Source organism: Pallidibacillus pasinlerensis (assembly GCF_009996845.1).
In the GTDB taxonomy this organism is placed as follows: Bacteria; Bacillota; Bacilli; order Bacillales; family Caldibacillaceae; genus Pallidibacillus; species Pallidibacillus pasinlerensis.
In genome coordinates, this window is the sequence record NZ_JAACYS010000072.1 from 1 (window position 1) to 16,314 (window position 16,314).

Annotated in this window: 20 protein-coding genes, 1 rRNA gene and 1 pseudogene; 20 read left to right on the top strand and 2 right to left on the bottom strand. The window is 34.1% G+C overall.

Translation table 11 applies throughout. From position 1 onward, the window contains the following. The first annotated feature begins 30 nt into the window (after positions 1-30). Together rrf and GW534_RS13255 are read left to right on the top strand one after the other, a co-directional pair. A 5S ribosomal RNA gene (rrf, locus tag GW534_RS13250) occupies positions 31-146 on the top strand. Between the two features lie 124 nt (positions 147-270). Next, positions 271-513 carry a YkuS family protein gene (locus GW534_RS13255; protein ID WP_161921492.1) on the top strand — a complete coding sequence of 81 codons (243 nt, stop codon included), beginning with the start codon at positions 271-273 and terminating at the stop codon, positions 511-513. Between the two features lie 30 nt (positions 514-543). Here GW534_RS13255 and GW534_RS13260 read toward each other — a convergent pair. Continuing rightward, positions 544-1,073 (bottom strand): annotated as a pseudogene (locus GW534_RS13260) (isochorismatase family protein). A gap of 183 nt (positions 1,074-1,256) precedes the next feature. On the opposite strand from GW534_RS13260, the gene GW534_RS13265 reads away from it, so the two are divergent. The 10 genes from GW534_RS13265 (at position 1,257) to rsmI (ending at position 7,540) form a co-directional block, all read left to right on the top strand. Continuing rightward, complete coding sequence (locus tag GW534_RS13265; protein WP_161921493.1) at positions 1,257-1,460, top strand: sigma factor G inhibitor Gin; 204 nt, start codon at positions 1,257-1,259, stop codon at positions 1,458-1,460. Positions 1,461-1,565: 105 nt separating this feature from the next. Continuing rightward, positions 1,566-2,192: a dTMP kinase gene (gene tmk, locus GW534_RS13270; RefSeq protein ID WP_161921494.1), complete on the top strand. Its 627-nt coding sequence runs from the start codon at positions 1,566-1,568 to the stop codon at positions 2,190-2,192. A gap of 217 nt (positions 2,193-2,409) precedes the next feature. Next, positions 2,410-2,739, top strand: a complete 330-nt coding sequence (locus tag GW534_RS13275; protein WP_161921495.1) for a cyclic-di-AMP receptor — start codon at positions 2,410-2,412, stop codon at positions 2,737-2,739. A 109-nt stretch (positions 2,740-2,848) separates the two neighbouring features. Next, positions 2,849-3,289, top strand: a complete 441-nt coding sequence (locus GW534_RS13280) for a YaaR family protein (RefSeq protein ID WP_161921509.1) — start codon at positions 2,849-2,851, stop codon at positions 3,287-3,289. A 36-nt stretch (positions 3,290-3,325) separates the two neighbouring features. Further along, positions 3,326-4,324, top strand: a complete 999-nt coding sequence (holB, locus tag GW534_RS13285; RefSeq protein ID WP_161921496.1) for a DNA polymerase III subunit delta' — start codon at positions 3,326-3,328, stop codon at positions 4,322-4,324. A gap of 2 nt (positions 4,325-4,326) precedes the next feature. Continuing rightward, a complete protein-coding gene (locus GW534_RS13290) occupies positions 4,327-5,154 on the top strand; it encodes a PSP1 domain-containing protein (RefSeq protein WP_161921497.1) in 828 nt (275 codons plus the stop codon). A gap of 15 nt (positions 5,155-5,169) precedes the next feature. Then, entirely contained in the window at positions 5,170-5,529 is a 360-nt protein-coding gene (gene yabA, locus GW534_RS13295) for a DNA replication initiation control protein YabA (protein ID WP_161921498.1), read from the top strand. 140 nt (positions 5,530-5,669) lie between these two features. Next, entirely contained in the window at positions 5,670-6,413 is a 744-nt protein-coding gene (locus GW534_RS13300) for a tRNA1(Val) (adenine(37)-N6)-methyltransferase (protein WP_161921499.1), read from the top strand. Continuing rightward, complete coding sequence (locus tag GW534_RS13305; protein WP_161921500.1) at positions 6,400-6,687, top strand: GIY-YIG nuclease family protein; 288 nt, start codon at positions 6,400-6,402, stop codon at positions 6,685-6,687. The genes GW534_RS13300 and GW534_RS13305 overlap by 14 nt, the downstream gene beginning before the upstream one ends. Next, a complete protein-coding gene (gene rsmI, locus GW534_RS13310; protein ID WP_161921501.1) occupies positions 6,659-7,540 on the top strand; it encodes a 16S rRNA (cytidine(1402)-2'-O)-methyltransferase in 882 nt (293 codons plus the stop codon). Before GW534_RS13305 ends, rsmI begins: the two co-directional genes overlap by 29 nt. A gap of 48 nt (positions 7,541-7,588) precedes the next feature. Here rsmI and GW534_RS13315 read toward each other — a convergent pair whose 3' ends face one another. After that, entirely contained in the window at positions 7,589-7,876 is a 288-nt protein-coding gene (locus tag GW534_RS13315; RefSeq protein ID WP_161921502.1) for an AbrB/MazE/SpoVT family DNA-binding domain-containing protein, read from the bottom strand. A gap of 402 nt (positions 7,877-8,278) precedes the next feature. Between GW534_RS13315 and metG the strand changes: the two genes are divergently transcribed. The 8 genes from metG (at position 8,279) to GW534_RS13355 (ending at position 16,208) form a co-directional block, all read left to right on the top strand. Further along, complete coding sequence (gene metG, locus GW534_RS13320) at positions 8,279-10,267, top strand: methionine--tRNA ligase (RefSeq protein ID WP_161921503.1); 1,989 nt, start codon at positions 8,279-8,281, stop codon at positions 10,265-10,267. 274 nt (positions 10,268-10,541) lie between these two features. Then, on the top strand, positions 10,542-11,309 hold the full coding sequence (locus GW534_RS13325; protein WP_161921504.1) for a TatD family hydrolase: 768 nt from the start codon (positions 10,542-10,544) through the stop codon (positions 11,307-11,309). A gap of 206 nt (positions 11,310-11,515) precedes the next feature. Then, positions 11,516-12,709: a G5 and 3D domain-containing protein gene (locus tag GW534_RS13330; protein WP_246204156.1), complete on the top strand. Its 1,194-nt coding sequence runs from the start codon at positions 11,516-11,518 to the stop codon at positions 12,707-12,709. A 174-nt stretch (positions 12,710-12,883) separates the two neighbouring features. Then, on the top strand, positions 12,884-13,447 hold the full coding sequence (rnmV, locus tag GW534_RS13335) for a ribonuclease M5 (RefSeq protein WP_202630936.1): 564 nt from the start codon (positions 12,884-12,886) through the stop codon (positions 13,445-13,447). Continuing rightward, positions 13,440-14,318, top strand: a complete 879-nt coding sequence (gene rsmA / locus GW534_RS13340; RefSeq protein WP_161921506.1) for a 16S rRNA (adenine(1518)-N(6)/adenine(1519)-N(6))-dimethyltransferase RsmA — start codon at positions 13,440-13,442, stop codon at positions 14,316-14,318. The genes rnmV and rsmA overlap by 8 nt, the downstream gene beginning before the upstream one ends. Positions 14,319-14,449: 131 nt before the next feature. Next, a complete protein-coding gene (gene yabG, locus GW534_RS13345) occupies positions 14,450-15,328 on the top strand; it encodes a sporulation peptidase YabG (protein WP_161921507.1) in 879 nt (292 codons plus the stop codon). Positions 15,329-15,569: 241 nt separating this feature from the next. Beyond that, a complete protein-coding gene (gene veg / locus GW534_RS13350; protein WP_161921508.1) occupies positions 15,570-15,824 on the top strand; it encodes a biofilm formation stimulator Veg in 255 nt (84 codons plus the stop codon). Positions 15,825-16,049: 225 nt separating this feature from the next. Further along, positions 16,050-16,208: a small, acid-soluble spore protein, alpha/beta type gene (locus GW534_RS13355; RefSeq protein ID WP_161921511.1), complete on the top strand. Its 159-nt coding sequence runs from the start codon at positions 16,050-16,052 to the stop codon at positions 16,206-16,208. The last annotated feature ends 106 nt before the right edge of the window (positions 16,209-16,314 follow it).

The following is a 16,314-nucleotide window of genomic DNA, read 5'->3' on the forward strand; positions in this document are numbered from 1 at the left end:
TCTGCAAAGGAGCAAAATCAATGTAGTTGGCTTGGTGACGATGGCGAGAAGGTCACACCCGTTCCCATCCCGAACACGGAAGTTAAGCTTCTCAGCGCCGATGGTAGTGAAGGATTTCCCTTTGCGAGAGTAGGACGTTGCCAGGCAATTAAAACACAGCGAAATAATATCGCTGTGTTTTTTGTTATTTACATTACTTTTGTTTAGTAAATTTACAGTATGAATAATATACCTGAGTTTGGTTATCTTACGTCTGAGGAGGTGGTTTTTATGCTGAAAATCGGTGTTGAAGCATCTTTATCGAATATAAAACAAGTTCTGCAAGAAAAAGGATATGAAGTTGTTGAATTGAAACAGGAGTCTGATGTTGTAAATTGTGATTGTTGTGTTGTTTCAGGCTTAGATTCCAATGTAATGGGAATGCACGATACTGTGACTCAAGCTCCTGTTATTGAGGCAAAAGGACTTAGTGCAGAAGAAGTTTGTCAGCAAATAGAAAGTCGCTTAGGTTAAGGAATTAGGGGGAATTTCCCCCCTTCTTATTTAATCATGATAAACCTTTACAAACTCCTCATAATATAATACTTCAATACAATTAGACCAATGTAATACAGTTCCAACAAAATCTCGAATATCTAAACCTTTCATTTCATATACTTCCGCGTCATTTACTGTACCAGTAGCATCTTCAATAAAAGTTACTTTAAAACCTCGATCGTACGCACTTATCGCTGTAAATAGACAGCAAAATTCCGTGTTGAACCCAGTAGTAAACAAATGATCTACATTAAGTTTTTCTATAGTTCCAGTTAATATTGTTTAGAAAAATGCACTGGGTGTCTTTTTTTCAATAATATAATCAGCATAACTTTTTAAAGATTCATGTATGTCATTTCCACTTGAGTTTTATATAATGGGCTATTTTTGTTTTCATCAATTTGTTTAATAAAAATAACAGGTTCATTTCTTGATTTAAACTTTTGGATTACATTTTCAATTTTATGGAGTTCACGAGTAAAATCTTTAAAGTAGATTATTCCATTCTGTGCATCGATAACGAGTAAAGCTTTTATTTGCATCCTTCTAAAATTTATATAAAATAAACATTCTATAAAAATATTGAAAAACCTTTTAATGGAGGCAAACACATAATACAGTTTTTACACATAGGATTATCATAGTTTGGAAGGCGGCTTATTCATTAGTTGAATATATTGTATGTTTTGAGCCCATAATGGGAATACGGAGGTGGGGAAATGAACGGATTAGAGCATAAGGATGGGGAAAGATGTATTGTTTGTGAAAATGTAAAAGAAAAAGGGTACCATATTTTGTCAGCATTTATTTGCAATGAGTGTGACAAGGATATAATACAGACGGAAACAGATGACCAAGCTTATATGTTTTTTGTAAAACAGTTAAGGAAAATTATGACTAAACAAAATATATCCTATTCATAGTATTATAGAAATAATATTCCTAACAACGAAAATAAGACGGGTGTGTTAAAATTAGATATAATAAAAAATATGTAATGAATTATACAAGAAGTTGGAGGATAAATTGTGGGTTATTTTTTTAGTTTAGAAGGCTGTGAAGGATCGGGTAAAAGTACAATTGCAAAATTATTAGCAGAAGCGTTGACTAAAAAAGGGTTTCGGGCAGTTTTGACAAGAGAACCGGGCGGCATTGAAATCGCAGAACAAATTAGGAATGTAATATTAGATCGAAAAAATATAAATATGGATGCAAAAACAGAGGCCCTTTTATATGCAGCTGCACGAAGACAACATTTAGTTGAAAAAATAATTCCTGAGTTAGAAAAAGGAAGCATTGTCCTTTGTGATCGATATATTGATAGTAGTTTAACGTATCAAGGTTATGCGAGAGGGTTAGGAATAGAAGAAGTTTTAACAATAAATAAGTTTGCCATTGAAGATTATATGCCTGATTTAACAATTTATTTAGATGTTTCACCAGAAGTTGGTTTAGCAAGAATAAATAAGGATAAAGATCGGGAAGTAAATCGTCTTGATGTAGAGTCATTACAATTTCATACAAAAGTTCGAGAAGGATATCATATACTTTTAAAACGATATCCTGATCGAATCACGATGATTGATGCACAAAATGATATTGATATAGTTTATCGTGAAGTATCAAACAAAATACTTCAGTTTATTGGTGCATAAAATTACGGGGTTGGTTTCCTAGCGTAGTTTTTAAAGAAAAAATGATGTGATTAACATAAAAATATCACAATAGTACGCATTACTGACATAAAATAACTTAAACGATGAAGTTATACTAAGAATTTAAAAAATTTACAAATTTGACCAATCTTAAGGAGATTCGGTTTCTGCTATAATACAATTAAAGCTGATTAGGACTTTTTAAGGAGGGACAGGAATGAAATTAGTACTTGCTGTCGTCCAAGATCAAGATAGTAATCGATTACTCAGTGCGCTAACTGATAATAACTTTCGTGTAACGAAGCTTGCATCGACAGGTGGATTTTTAAAGTCTGGAAATACGACATTTCTCATCGGTACTGAAGATGTTCGTGTAGATAAAGCATTACAAATTATAAAAGAGAATTGTAGTTCAAGAGAGCAATTAGTTTCCCCTGTATCACCTATGGGTGGAAATGCAGATTCGTATATGCCTTATCCTGTTGAAGTAGAAGTAGGTGGAGCAACAGTATTTGTCTTACCGGTGGAACAGTTTTTCCATTTTTAAAAAATACTAAGAGCAATCGGATTACTTTTCCGGTTGCTCTCATTCTATTTTCTACATTATTATATAATTAAGCGTAAATTACGATAACTGTCTGGAGGATTTTTATTTGATGAAAGTAAATCAAGACTTCCGAGTTTCAAATGAGCGGTTAATGAATGACTCAAAAGTACAGCATCAAGGGAATTTGAAGTTTCATACAGCAATCAAAACTCAATCAGAAAAATTACAAATGGGGCAATTGCAAAATTTGTATGCAGATATTGAAAAAGCTGGTGAACGTTTAGGTAAATCTCGTAATTTTCGGGACTTAGCTAGATATAAACTGTTAGTGAAAAGGTTTTTAAAGGAAGTATCTGATAATGGTATAGGTTTAAAAAAGTCCCATACAACTGATATATTTGGAGAAAGCCGTATGTTACAAACGATTGAGAAAATTGATGAGAAACTAATAGAGTTGACCGATGAACTTTTGAAGAGTGAAGAAGATAATATTCATATTCTAAGTATTCTAGGTGAAATAAAAGGTTTAATTATAAACCTATACTCATAAATATATATTGATAGTTAAAAGAGATGGGTGATAGTTGTGGAAAAACAATGGGAACAATTAGAGAAAATGCAACCAATGGCTATGAAGTTAATAAAACAAGCATTAATTAAAAATCGAATCGCCCATGCCTATCTTTTTGAAGGAATGAAAGGAACAGGGAAAAGAGAAATTGGCTTGATGTTTGCAAAAGCATTATTTTGCGAAAATATAGTAGAAGATCATAAACCATGTAATGATTGCATTCAATGTAAACGAATAAATAACGGAAATCATCCAGACATTCATATAATTGAGCCAGATGGGGCTTCAATAAAAAAAGAACAAATAAATAATTTACAACAAGAGTTTGCTAAGAAAAGTGTCGAATCCGGACGGAAGTTTTATATGATCGTCGCTGCTGATAAAATGACGACAAGTGCTGCAAATAGCCTGTTAAAGTTTTTAGAAGAACCAAACAGTGAAACGACAGCAGTATTAATTACCGAACAAATTCAAAAAATCCTTCCTACTATATATTCAAGATGTCAACATATCTCATTTCAACCGATTCCGAAAGAGGAATTAGTCACTTTTCTTATTGATAAAGGAATTAAGCAAGAACGGGCACCTTTATTGGCAAATTTAACGAACAGCGTTGATGATGCTTTACGCTTACAAGAAGACGAATGGTTTTTACAAGCACGGAATTTAGTGATAAAATTATATGAAATCCACTGTAAACAAACTTTGATGGATGCGCTTTTATTTTTACAAACTGAATGGTTACCGCATTTTAAATCAAGGGAGCAGATGGATATCGGTTTGGACATGCTCCTGTTTATTTATAAAGATTTACTATATATTCAATTGGAACAAGATAAACATTTAATTTTCCCTGATTTTAAAGAGGAATGGAGGCATCATGCGCTTCGTATTTCTAGTATGCGTTTATCTGAACATGTTTTATCAATTTTAGAAGCAAAAAAACGGCTGCAATCTAATGTTAATGGAGCGTTGTTAATGGAACAGCTTATTATTAAGCTGCAGGAGGGATAGATTTGTATAATGTCGTAGGTGTACGCTTTAAAAAAGCGGGTAAAATATATTATTTTGATCCCGGTGACTTAAGTATAGAGAAAAATCAATTTGTCATTGTTGAGACAGCCCGTGGTATAGAATATGGGAAAGTTGTTATTGCCAACAAGGTTGTTGGTGAAGAAGATATTGTATTACCATTGAAAAAAGTGTTACGCCTTGCCGATGAAAAGGATCGTTTTCAAGTGAATGAGAATAAAAAGGCAGCTAAAGAAGCCTTTGATATATGTGCGGAAAAGATTATTGAACATGAATTAGAAATGAAACTAGTTGATGTTGAGTATACTTTTGACCGTAATAAAGTTATTTTTTATTTTACCGCGGACGGACGAGTAGACTTTCGTGATCTAGTAAAAGACCTTGCTGCCATATTTAAAACTAGAATTGAACTTCGCCAAATTGGTGTTAGAGATGAGGCAAAAATGTTAGGTGGAATTGGTCCTTGTGGACGAATGCTGTGTTGTTCAACATTTTTAGGCGATTTTGAACCTGTATCGATTAAAATGGCGAAAGATCAAAATCTATCATTAAATCCTACGAAAATTTCAGGATTATGTGGTAGACTTATGTGTTGTTTGAAATATGAAAACGATGAGTATGAAGAAGCAAAAGAACAATTGCCGGATTTAGGTGAGATGATCTATACGTCCCTTGGTCAAGGGAAAGTAGTAGGATTAAACTTAATGGAACGTATTATTCAAATAGAGTTAGAAGAACAGGAAAAAGTGATCGAGTATACGTTAGACGAAATTATTGAAGAAGGGGTTATTTCTTCTAAAGCCGCGGATTAACGAGGTGCTAAAGTGATGAATAAAAAGGAATTATTCGACTCTGTAACCAATATGGAGCAACAAATAGGTGAATTATATAAGCAACTTGGAGAATTAAAACAACAATTGGCTGAAGTACTAGAAGAAAATCACTCTCTAACATTGGAAAATGAACATTTGCGCAAGCGTTTAGATAATAGTGTAGCAGAAACAAAAAATAAGCAAGGTCAGAAAAAGAAAGACAAAAAGCAAAACCTTCTAGACATCGGTGAGGGCCATGATAATTTAGCAAGATTATATAATGAAGGGTTCCATATTTGTAATATCCAGTTTGGTAGTTTGCGAAAAGACGGCGATTGTATGTTTTGTATATCTTTTTTAAATAAGAATAAATAAAAATAGAGCTATCCAATAGATCCCCACCTTTTATTACTTTGTTGAGTAATATTTAGTGGTGCGGTATCTGAAGTATGGATAGCTTTTTTAATTAAATATATAATATTTTGAGATAACGTATAGAATTGGAGGCTTGTGTTTTGGTTCAGTTGGTTGGTGATGAGCGGCTAGATTATTTACTAGCTGAAAATTTACGTATTATTCAAAGTCCATCCGTATTCTCATTTTCCTTAGATGCGGTATTACTTGCTCGATTTGTTTATTTACCAATTCAGAAGGGGAACATCATTGACCTTTGTTCAGGAAACGGGGTAATCCCTTTATTACTCAGTCCACGAACAAAGGCAAAAATTATAGGTGTTGAAATTCAAGAAAGATTATATGATATGGCAAAACGTAGCATTGGCTATAATAAGTTAGAAGAACAAATAAACATAATCCACGGCGATTTGAAAGATATGCCGAAAGAACTTGGGTATAATACGTTTGATGTCGTCACATGTAATCCTCCGTATTTCCCAGTTTCAGAAACAAATATTATTAATGAAAGGGAACATTTCGCCATTGCTAGACATGAAATATATTGTACGTTGGAAGATTGTATTCGAGTAAGTAGCCAATTAGTGAGACCTGGTGGGAAGGTTGCTTTTGTTCATCGCCCGGGGAGACTACTTGAAATGATAGAATTGATGCGGAAATACCGGGTCGAACCGAAACGTTTACGCTTTGTATACCCGAAATTAGGTAAAGAAGCGAATACAATATTAATCGAGGGAACAAAAGATGGGAAGCCGGATTTAAAAATTTTACCTCCACTCATTGTTTATGAGGAAAATGGGAATTATACGGAAGAAGTGAATGAAATTTTGTATGGAAAAGAATGAACATTATTTTTATGTGTTAGAATGTGCAGATGGCTCCTTTTATGGTGGTTATGCAAGAGATGTGCAGAAAAGATTAGCAGTACATAACTCAGGTAAAGGTGCAAAGTATACGAGAAGTCGTTTGCCGGTAAAATTAATCTACTCTGAAACATATGAAACGAAAAGTGAAGCAATGCGAGCAGAATACAAATTCAAAAAACTGACAAGAAAAGAAAAAGAAGTGTTTTTAAGGGAGTTTTGGTCAAGTGAACATTCAAAAAAGTTTCCAGAATAACAATGGAATTTTATATTTAGTACCAACACCTATTGGTAATTTAGAGGATATGACATTTCGAGCGGTACGTACTTTAAAAGAAGTTGATCTTATTGCAGCAGAGGATACGAGAAATACGAGAAAATTATTAAATCATTTTGAAATTCACACACCAATGGTGAGCTACCATGAACATAATAAAGAATCAAGTGGTCGGCAGTTACTAGAACAATTAAAAGAAAAGAGAAATATTGCCCTTGTAACAGATGCTGGAATGCCAGCGATATCTGACCCAGGTTATGAACTTGTAAGGGATGCTGTGAAAGAAGGGATTTCTGTTGTCTCACTTCCTGGAGCAAATGCAGCATTAACTTCATTGACCGCTTCAGGGATTAATCCACAGCCCTTTTATTTTTGTGGGTTTTTACCGAGAAAGAAGAAAGAGCGAGAAAAAGATTTAAATGAATTAAAAAAGATAAGGGCGACACTTATATTTTATGAAGCGCCTCACCGTTTAAAAGAGACATTAACGGCCTTACATGATTCATTTGGAAATCGGGAAGCGGTGCTTGCTAGAGAACTCACGAAAAAGTTTGAAGAGTATATACGTGGAAGTTTAGAAGAATTATTAGACTGGGCAAAAAACAGTGAAATTCGTGGTGAATTTTGTATTATCATTGAAGGTACAGATGAAAATTTTGATGACGAAGACAATCAGTTTTGGCACACACTTAATGTAAATCAGCACGTTGAATATTATATTGAGCAAGGAATAATTCCGAAAGAGGCAATAAAAAAAGCTGCGAAGGATCGCGGCATGGGAAAAAGGGATGTTTATAAAATTTATCATACGGATAATGATGAAAAGAATTAATCCATTAATTTAAGGGTTAGCTATATTTTTAAGGGCTATTTATGCCCTTTACTCTGTTTTTATACTAAAGGCATTTTGTATCTCATCTAATAATTGTTTTGCCCCATCATGGCTTAGTACAATTTTCCCATTAGCAAGAACGACATTTTCATTTGATTGTTTACCGGTAATCATGCATGTTTTATTTTGTTTGTGCTTTTTTAATACAATTTTATCTTCTTCAACATATATTTCGAGTTCGTCCTTCTCTTCAATCCCAAGGGAACGACGGAGTTCGATTGGAATGACGACTCGACCAAGTTCATCGACCTTTCTTATAATTCCAGTGGATTTCATTCGATATCCCCTCTCGAAAATATAATAAATTTATAGAAAATTCATAAGTTTACTTTATATCAATTTTATAGTAACAATGTTCATAAAAACCGTCAAACATTTGCATTCATAGGGGTTTATGTCACTTTAATAATAAGCTTAGAAAGCCCTATTTAAAATTGGGAAGGTTGCATTTTTTTTATTATTTAGGTATATTTTTCCTATATAAGCGGTTAAAATAGGCTATTAATAGTTACAAATGGAAACTTGCTCTCGGACCGCAAACTGAGGGCTTTCTTTTACGAGATGGAAAGTAATAATTCTAAGGATAGACTTTCCTTAAGTGAAAAAGTTATACTACTGAATTATTTACCATAATAATTAGGCAAGTTTTCTTTAGTTCATAGAAACGAGGAGATAGCGATGGCTGAAAAGAAAACATTTTATATTACAACCCCAATTTATTATCCAAGCGGTAAGCTCCATATTGGAAATGCTTACTCAACGATTGCTTGTGATGTTGTAGCTCGTTATAAACGACTACAAGGCTACGATGTATTTTACTTAACAGGTTCCGACGAACACGGTCTAAAGATTGAGAAAAAAGCTCAGGAACTTGGCATGTCGCCACAAGAGTATGTTGATCAAATGGCAGAAGACATGAAAAGGTTATGGAAAAAGTTAGATATTTCCAACGATAAGTTCATCCGTACTACAGATAAAGAGCATGAAGAAGCGGTACAAAAAATCTTTGAGCAATTATTAGAACAAGGTGATATTTATTTAGGAGAGTACGAAGGTTGGTATTCTGTATCTGATGAGGAATATTTCACAGAGTCACAACTAGCAGAAGTTTATCGTGATGAAAATGGAAAAGTAATCGGCGGTAAAGCTCCAAGTGGTCATGAAGTTGAGCTTGTTAAAGAGGAAAGCTATTTCTTTAGAATGAGTAAATATGCAGATCGTCTGTTGAAATATTATGAAGAACATCCGGACTTCATTCAACCTGAGTCTCGAAAAAATGAGATGATTAATAACTTTATTAAACCAGGTTTAGAAGATTTAGCCGTTTCTCGGACATCATTTAATTGGGGTATCCCAGTTAAAAGCAATCCAAAACACGTTATTTACGTTTGGATTGATGCATTAGCAAACTATATTACTGCCCTAGGTTATGGTAGTGATGATGACTCTAAATTTAAGAAATATTGGCCAGCTGATGTTCATATGGTTGGAAAAGAAATCGTTCGCTTCCACACAATTTATTGGCCAATTATGTTAATGGCTTTAGGTTTGCCGTTACCGAAAAAGGTGTTTGGCCATGGTTGGTTATTAATGAAAGATGGAAAAATGTCGAAATCTAAAGGGAATGTTGTATATCCTGACATGCTTGTTGACCGTTATGGTCTAGATGCTGTTCGCTATTACTTAATGCGTGAAGTAAGTTTCGGAAGTGATGGTGTATTTACTCCAGAAGACTTTATTAACCGAATTAACTACGACTTAGCGAATGATTTAGGTAACTTATTAAACCGTACGGTAGCGATGATTACTCAATATTTTGAAGGGGTAATTCCTGCATATATGGGGTCTAATACAGAATTTGAAAAATCATTAGTACAAGCAAATAATGATGCTGTTCGTCAATATGAAGAAGCTATGGAGAAAATGGAATTCTCCGTTGCGTTATCTACTGTATGGCAAGTAATTGGCCGTGCAAATAAATTTATTGACGAAACAATGCCGTGGAAACTGGCGAAGGATGAAACAAAACGCGAAGAATTAGAAAGTGTTCTTGTTCACTTAGCAGAAACATTGCGTCGTGTTGCCATTTTACTACAACCATTCATTACTCGCGCACCGAAGAAAATTTTTGCCCAATTAAATATTCAAGATGAAAAACTTCATTCATGGGAAAGCTTGCAACAATTCGGTCAAATACCAGCAGGTACAAAAGTAGAAAAAGGCGAGCCTATTTTCCCACGTCTTGAACATGAAAAAGAGGTAGCATATATTCAAGAACAAATGAAAGCAAATGCACTAAAACTTGATAAAAAGAAAGAAGAAGTAGTAGAGGAAGAACAATTACCACAAATTACAATTGATGACTTTGCAAAAATTGATCTTCGTGTAGCAAAAGTTATTCAGTGTGAGCCGGTGAAAAAGGCAAATAAATTATTAAAACTTCAATTAGATTTAGGTTATGAAAAACGTCAGGTAGTTTCTGGTATTGCTGAGCACTATAAACCAGAAGAGTTAGTTGGACGTAAAGTTATTGTTATTACAAACTTAAAACCAGTTAAATTACGTGGGGAAATCTCAGAAGGAATGATTTTAGCTGGGGAGAAAGACGGCGTCTTGTCTTTAGCAACCGTTGCTGAAAACTTACCAATTGGAGCTAAAGTAAAATAAAAATATGAAATGAATTTAATAAAAGCTATCCCAAATAAACATTTCTACTCTGCGAATATTAAGTGTTGGAAAGGCTAGAAATATTGGGTGGGATAGCTTTATTTTTTTGGCTAAAAAGTAAATATTACGAATAAGAAGAAGGTTTGCTATCAAATTGTACTTGTTTTATTAACGCTTTGTAACAAAACTGAAATATATCTATGTTAAGGTGAGTAATCATAGAAAGCCTTCTTCTTTAAATAGAAAATACAGCAACATTAAAGGAGAAAGTGATATGTTATTTGATACCCATGCCCATATTAATGCAGAACAATTTGCAGATGATTTAGAAGAAGTATTGAAGAGGGCTGAGGATGCAGGTGTAACAAACATCGTTGTCGTCGGTTTTGACCGTCCGACAATAACAAAAGCAATGGAATTAGTTGATACATATGAAAATATATACGGTTGTATTGGCTGGCATCCAGTAGACGCAATTGATTGTCGTGACGAGGATTTACAATGGATTGAGGATCTTTGCAAACATCCAAAAATCGTTGCTTTAGGAGAAACAGGCTTAGATTATCATTGGGATAAGTCACCGAAGGAAGTTCAACATGAACTTTTCCGCAAACAAATTCGACTAGCAAAAAAATTAAAGCTTCCAATTATGATACATAACCGGGAAGCAACCGAAGATTGTATTCGAATTTTAAAAGAAGAACAGGCGGAAGAAGTAGGTGGCATTATGCACTGCTTTAGTGGCGATCCAGAAACAGCAATGGAAGTCATTAATATGAATTTCTATGTTTCTCTAGGCGGTCCTGTCACGTTTAAAAATGCGCAACAGCCAAAAGAAGTAGTAAAAGTTGTACCACTAGATAAATTATTAATTGAAACCGACTGTCCGTATTTAGCGCCTCATCCGTTCCGAGGTAAAAGAAATGAGCCAGCTTATGTCAAGTTAGTAGCGGAACAAATTGCTCAACTAAAAGGGCTCACGTTTGAAGAAATCGCAGAAATAACAACAAAAAATGCTAAAAAACTTTTCGGGATTAACTGACAAGATTCTTAGAAGATTCGACATAGAGGAACAAGTTTTTGCTCAAATCCCCTAACTCTAAAAAAAATATGTCGACAAAACGGACTTTTCAAAATAAATAGAATTATGTAATAATATAGTACAAATCTAGCAATCTTGTTTCCGAAAATTTGACATGCTGCTCATTCTCTTTTATACTCACTCCAAGATTAAAAGGAGGCAAACTCATGAATACCCAAAAAATGAAAGACCTTGCTCTTTCAGTTTCGAAAAGCAAGAAGAAACTGAGTATTATTGCCGCGACACTAACGGTAATAATGCTAGTAGCGGGTCTTCTCATCTACCAGGGGACGAAAAAAAGCATTACGCTCGTCGCTGATGGTGAAAAGAAAATTGTAAAAACCCATGCGAAAACAGTAGGAGAACTTTTAAAAGAATTCGAGATTACCCTTGGTGAACATGATCATTTAACACCAACAGAGGAAACTGAGCTAACGGAAAATATGGAGGTTAGCTGGAAGCCAGCAAGACAAATCACTTTAACTGTTGATGGCGAACAAAAAGAATATTGGACAATTGCAGATACAGTAGCGGAGTTTTTTGAGAGTAAGAATATAACGATTAAAGAACAAGATAAATTAAATGTAGCACTAGATACGGAGATAGAAAAGGATTTAGAAATTGTACTAGACGTTGCTTTTCAAGTCGTTGTCAATGACGGCGGCGAAGAAAAAGAACTTTGGTCTACCTCGACTACGGTCGGTGACTTTTTAGTCCAGCAAGGAATCGAGTTAAATGAACTTGATCGCATCGAGCCAGCAGTAGATAAAACTTTAGATGCAAATATGAAAATTAATATTGTCCGTGTTGAAAAGGTCACCGATGTAGTGGAAGAGCCAATAGAATTTGGAGTTGTGACTCAAAAAGATAATAGTTTACAATCCGGTAAAGAAAAAGTTATCCAAGAAGGTAAAGAAGGTCGTGTAAAAAAGACTTATGAAGTCGTTATAGAAAATGGCGAGGAAGTTTCTAAAACACTCGTATCGGAAGAAGTATTAGAAGATGCCCAAGACAAAGTAGTAGCTGTAGGGACGAAGAAAGTCGAACCAGTTTCCCGTGGAGAAGAAACAGGTAAAGAATTTTACGTAGAAGCTACAGCTTATACAGCTAGCTGTAATGGATGTTCTGGAAAAACGGCAACAGGTTTTGACCTTCGTGCGAATCCAGATGCCAAAGTAATTGCTGTTGACCCGAGTGTAATCCCACTAGGTACTAAAATATGGGTGGAAGGTTATGGCTACGCAGTTGCAGCAGATACTGGTGGTAGCATTAAAGGACATAAAATTGATGTATTCTTTCCTTCCAAATCCGAAGCTTATAGTTGGGGTCGAAAAAAGGTAAAGATTAAAATTCTAAAGTAAAAAATAAATAATTTAACTGAAATGCAGAGAAATTTTTTTCTCTGCATTTTACTTTTCTTTTAATCCATTGGATAATAAGAAAAGTGTACTATAGAGAAACTAAAAAATGAAAAGAATGTTTCTAATTAAATAGACGTAACGAGTACTAGTCAGGTTTCACTTTTGGAGGAAAAAATGAAAATAAAAGAAATTATCGTTGTTGAAGGTAAAGATGATACTGTTGCGATAAAACGGGCTGTGGAAGCTGATACGATCGAAACAAACGGCTCTGCAATAGATGAAAAGACAATCGAACAAATAAAATTAGCTGCCGAAGTACGCGGAGTCATTATTTTTACAGATCCAGATTTTCCAGGGGAAAAAATCCGCAAAACGATTATTGAGAAGGTCCCGAATTGTAAGCATGCCTTTTTACCAAAGGAACTTGCTAAACAGAAAAATGGTAAGAAAATTGGTGTTGAGCATGCAAAGCCAGAACATATTCGGAAAGCATTAAAGGAAGCCCATGTAATGGATATTGAGCCGCAAGAGTTGATAACTCAACAAGATTTAATTTATTACAGATTAGTCGGTGACCCAAATGCAAAAACACGAAGGGAAAAACTTGGAGACTTATTAAAAATTGGTTATACGAATGGTAAACAATTACATAAACGGTTACAAATGTTTCAAATTTCAAGAGAGTCATTTGTACAAGCGATGGAACAGATTTTTCAGGAGGAACAAATAAATGAATAAGGATATTGCTACCCCAATAAGAACGAAAGCAATCTTAGAAAAATATGGTTTTACATTTAAAAAATCTTTAGGGCAGAACTTTTTAATCGATACGAATATATTACGAAATATTGTTGAAAATGCAGAACTTACCGAATCAAGTGGAGCGGTCGAAATTGGACCAGGTATCGGCGCATTAACAGAACAACTAGCAAAAGCATGTAAGAAGGTTTTAGCTTTTGAAATCGATCAGCGGCTCATTCCTGTTTTAAAAGACACCTTATCTCCTTATCCGCACGTTACAATAATTAATCAAGACTTTTTAAAGGCAAATGTAAATGAAGTTTTAAAAGAGTATTTTACTGAGGAAGAGGAAATATCCATTGTAGCGAATTTACCTTATTATATTACAACTCCAATTATTATGAAGTGCTTGGAAGAAAAATTACCGTTTAAAAATATGGTTGTCATGATGCAAAAGGAAGTCGGTGATCGTATTGCAGCACAACCAGGTACAAAAAACTATGGATCATTAACAATTGCCATTCAATATTATACAACTGTAGAAATTGTTATGCATGTGCCGAGAACGGTATTCATCCCACAACCAAATGTTGACTCTGTTGTCATACGTTTACGGAAACGTGACCAACCAATTGTTCAAGTAAAGGATGAATCATTTTTCTTTAAAGTGGTTAAATCAAGTTTTGGACAACGGAGAAAGACAATCTTAAATAATTTAACTAACTCTTTAGACCAAGGTAAAGAAAAGAAGGAATTAATTGTTTCAAGTTTAGGTGTGGCAGGAATTGAACCTTCAAGACGAGGTGAAACATTAACAATTGAGGAATTTGCTAAATTAAGTGATGCATTATATGAACATTTTAATTAAAAACTTGTTTGGTCCTTTGATTATCAAAGTGACCAATTTTTTTGTCTTTTTTCAATGCTCTTCCTTTCACGAAATTTTAATTAGTTGCATAGCCTATAAAAGCCTGTGAATTTAAACTTGAGGTGAATGGGATGGAGATACAAGTTAATCAGATTGTAGGAAGGAAATCGTATAAATGTGATATTCCTTTTCGGGTTATACGTTTTTATCAGCATAATGGAGAAACTTATGCGCTATTATATGGGGAAGATATCCGACTAATTGCGGATGCTCCGATTCACGATTTAGTCGTTATAGATCAGCAAACTAAAAACCGCATCCTCGCACCTTATAGACAAATGGAGGAACAGTCTAATTATTTATTTCGACAAGAGCTTCAAAGTGTTAGAGAAAGAAAAGAACATGAAACAACTTTAGGATATCAATCAAATCTTAGATTATTCCAATTACCAGGAAAGGTTCTTCATATAGATGGCGATTCCAACTACTTAAAAAAATGCCTTGCATTATATAAAAAGTTAGGAGTACCTGTATATGGAGCCTTTTGTGAAGAGAAAGAAATGCCTTTACAAGTGCCATTACTTGTTGATCAAGTTCGTCCCGATATTTTAGTTATTACTGGTCATGATTCATATTCAAAACATAATGGAAAACAAAATGATATACATGCATACCGTCACTCAAAGGATTTTGTAATGACAGTTAAGGAAGTTAGAAAAAAATATCCGAATTTAGACCAACTCATCATTTTTGCAGGTGCTTGTCAATCTCATTTTGAATCATTAATAAATGCAGGTGCCAATTTTGCAAGTTCACCCCTTAGGGTAAACATTCATGCTTTAGATCCGGTCTACATTGTTTCAAAGTTAAGTTTTACGCCATTTACAGAACAAATTAATGTTTGGGATATTTTACGTAATACAATTACTAGGGAAAAGGGTATTGGAGGAGTGGAAACAAAGGGAGTATTACGGATGGGGATGCCTTATCACCCAAACCATAATGAATAAAATGTTTTTTGTAATAAAGGTTAACGTTTAAACGTTAACTGTTTTTTAAATTTAAGTTAAAAAAAGAATATTATACATAAATTAATAAAAATAGGAAAGCCTAAAAATGGTGAATAAAAGAAATAAAAATAATTTATTTTTTTGTTGACAAACAAATTTTAACCCTGTTATAATTTATTATTTTACCATTGACAGATTTTTGAATGTTTGCTATACTAATTCTTAGTGAGGTGTAGAAGATATGCCAAAAACATTGTCAGAAATCAAAAAAAGTCTTGATTGTAATTTAGGAAAGCGCCTTTTGTTAAGGGCAAATGGTGGACGTAAAAAGACCATCGAACGAACAGGAGTCCTTGCAGAAACGTATCCATCGGTATTCGTAATTGAATTAGATCAAGATGAAAATTCATTCGAACGTGTTTCCTACAGTTACGCTGACGTACTAACAGAAACTGTACAACTTACTTTTTATGAAGATAAACAAGAATTAGTGTAATAGTAGTTACAGTAAATTTAAATTACTATCTTTTCATTTTTAGAAAGTATGTACCGGTATCTTTTTGATACGGGTATTTTTTTGGAAAAAAAAACTAATTTTAAGGGCATTAATATACTATTTTTTAATCTTATTGTAAGTTTACGAATGGTTTATTACCCAATAGTTAAAACTAATAGTAGTCATGGCAAGGGAGGCGTTGTCCGATTGGGTAGAAGAGGAATAATGTCAGAAGAAATGAAAATTGAACTGGCAAAAGAGCTTGGTTTTTACGATGTTGTTCAAAAAGAAGGCTGGGGAGGCATTCGAGCAAAGGATGCCGGGAATATGGTAAAAAGAGCGATTGAAATCGCGCAACAGCAACTTGCGAACAACAACAAATAACTCTTCTGTGCTCCATATTACAAAAAAATGCCATGGCTGGCTGTCCTCATATAGAGGACAGTCTTAATTTTTGTTATTAAAAAAATACGTCCATACTTTAGTAATA

Bases quoted from the DNA above. Each gene is read 5' to 3' on its own strand.
- GW534_RS13255 (WP_161921492.1), top strand. From the start codon at position 271: ATGCTGAAAATCGGTGTTGAAGCATCTTTATCGAATATAAAACAAGTT.
- GW534_RS13265 (WP_161921493.1), top strand. From the start codon at position 1,257: ATGAACGGATTAGAGCATAAGGATGGGGAAAGATGTATTGTTTGTGAA.
- GW534_RS13275 (WP_161921495.1), top strand. From the start codon at position 2,410: ATGAAATTAGTACTTGCTGTCGTCCAAGATCAAGATAGTAATCGATTA.
- GW534_RS13280 (WP_161921509.1), top strand. From the start codon at position 2,849: ATGAAAGTAAATCAAGACTTCCGAGTTTCAAATGAGCGGTTAATGAAT.
- yabA (WP_161921498.1), top strand. From the start codon at position 5,170: ATGAATAAAAAGGAATTATTCGACTCTGTAACCAATATGGAGCAACAA.
- GW534_RS13305 (WP_161921500.1), top strand. From the start codon at position 6,400: ATGGAAAAGAATGAACATTATTTTTATGTGTTAGAATGTGCAGATGGC.
- GW534_RS13315 (WP_161921502.1), bottom strand. From the start codon at position 7,876: ATGAAATCCACTGGAATTATAAGAAAGGTCGATGAACTTGGTCGAGTC.
- metG (WP_161921503.1), top strand. From the start codon at position 8,279: ATGGCTGAAAAGAAAACATTTTATATTACAACCCCAATTTATTATCCA.
- GW534_RS13325 (WP_161921504.1), top strand. From the start codon at position 10,542: ATGTTATTTGATACCCATGCCCATATTAATGCAGAACAATTTGCAGAT.
- GW534_RS13330 (WP_246204156.1), top strand. From the start codon at position 11,516: ATGAATACCCAAAAAATGAAAGACCTTGCTCTTTCAGTTTCGAAAAGC.
- rnmV (WP_202630936.1), top strand. From the start codon at position 12,884: ATGAAAATAAAAGAAATTATCGTTGTTGAAGGTAAAGATGATACTGTT.
- rsmA (WP_161921506.1), top strand. From the start codon at position 13,440: ATGAATAAGGATATTGCTACCCCAATAAGAACGAAAGCAATCTTAGAA.
- yabG (WP_161921507.1), top strand. From the start codon at position 14,450: ATGGAGATACAAGTTAATCAGATTGTAGGAAGGAAATCGTATAAATGT.
- veg (WP_161921508.1), top strand. From the start codon at position 15,570: ATGCCAAAAACATTGTCAGAAATCAAAAAAAGTCTTGATTGTAATTTA.
- GW534_RS13355 (WP_161921511.1), top strand. From the start codon at position 16,050: ATGTCAGAAGAAATGAAAATTGAACTGGCAAAAGAGCTTGGTTTTTAC.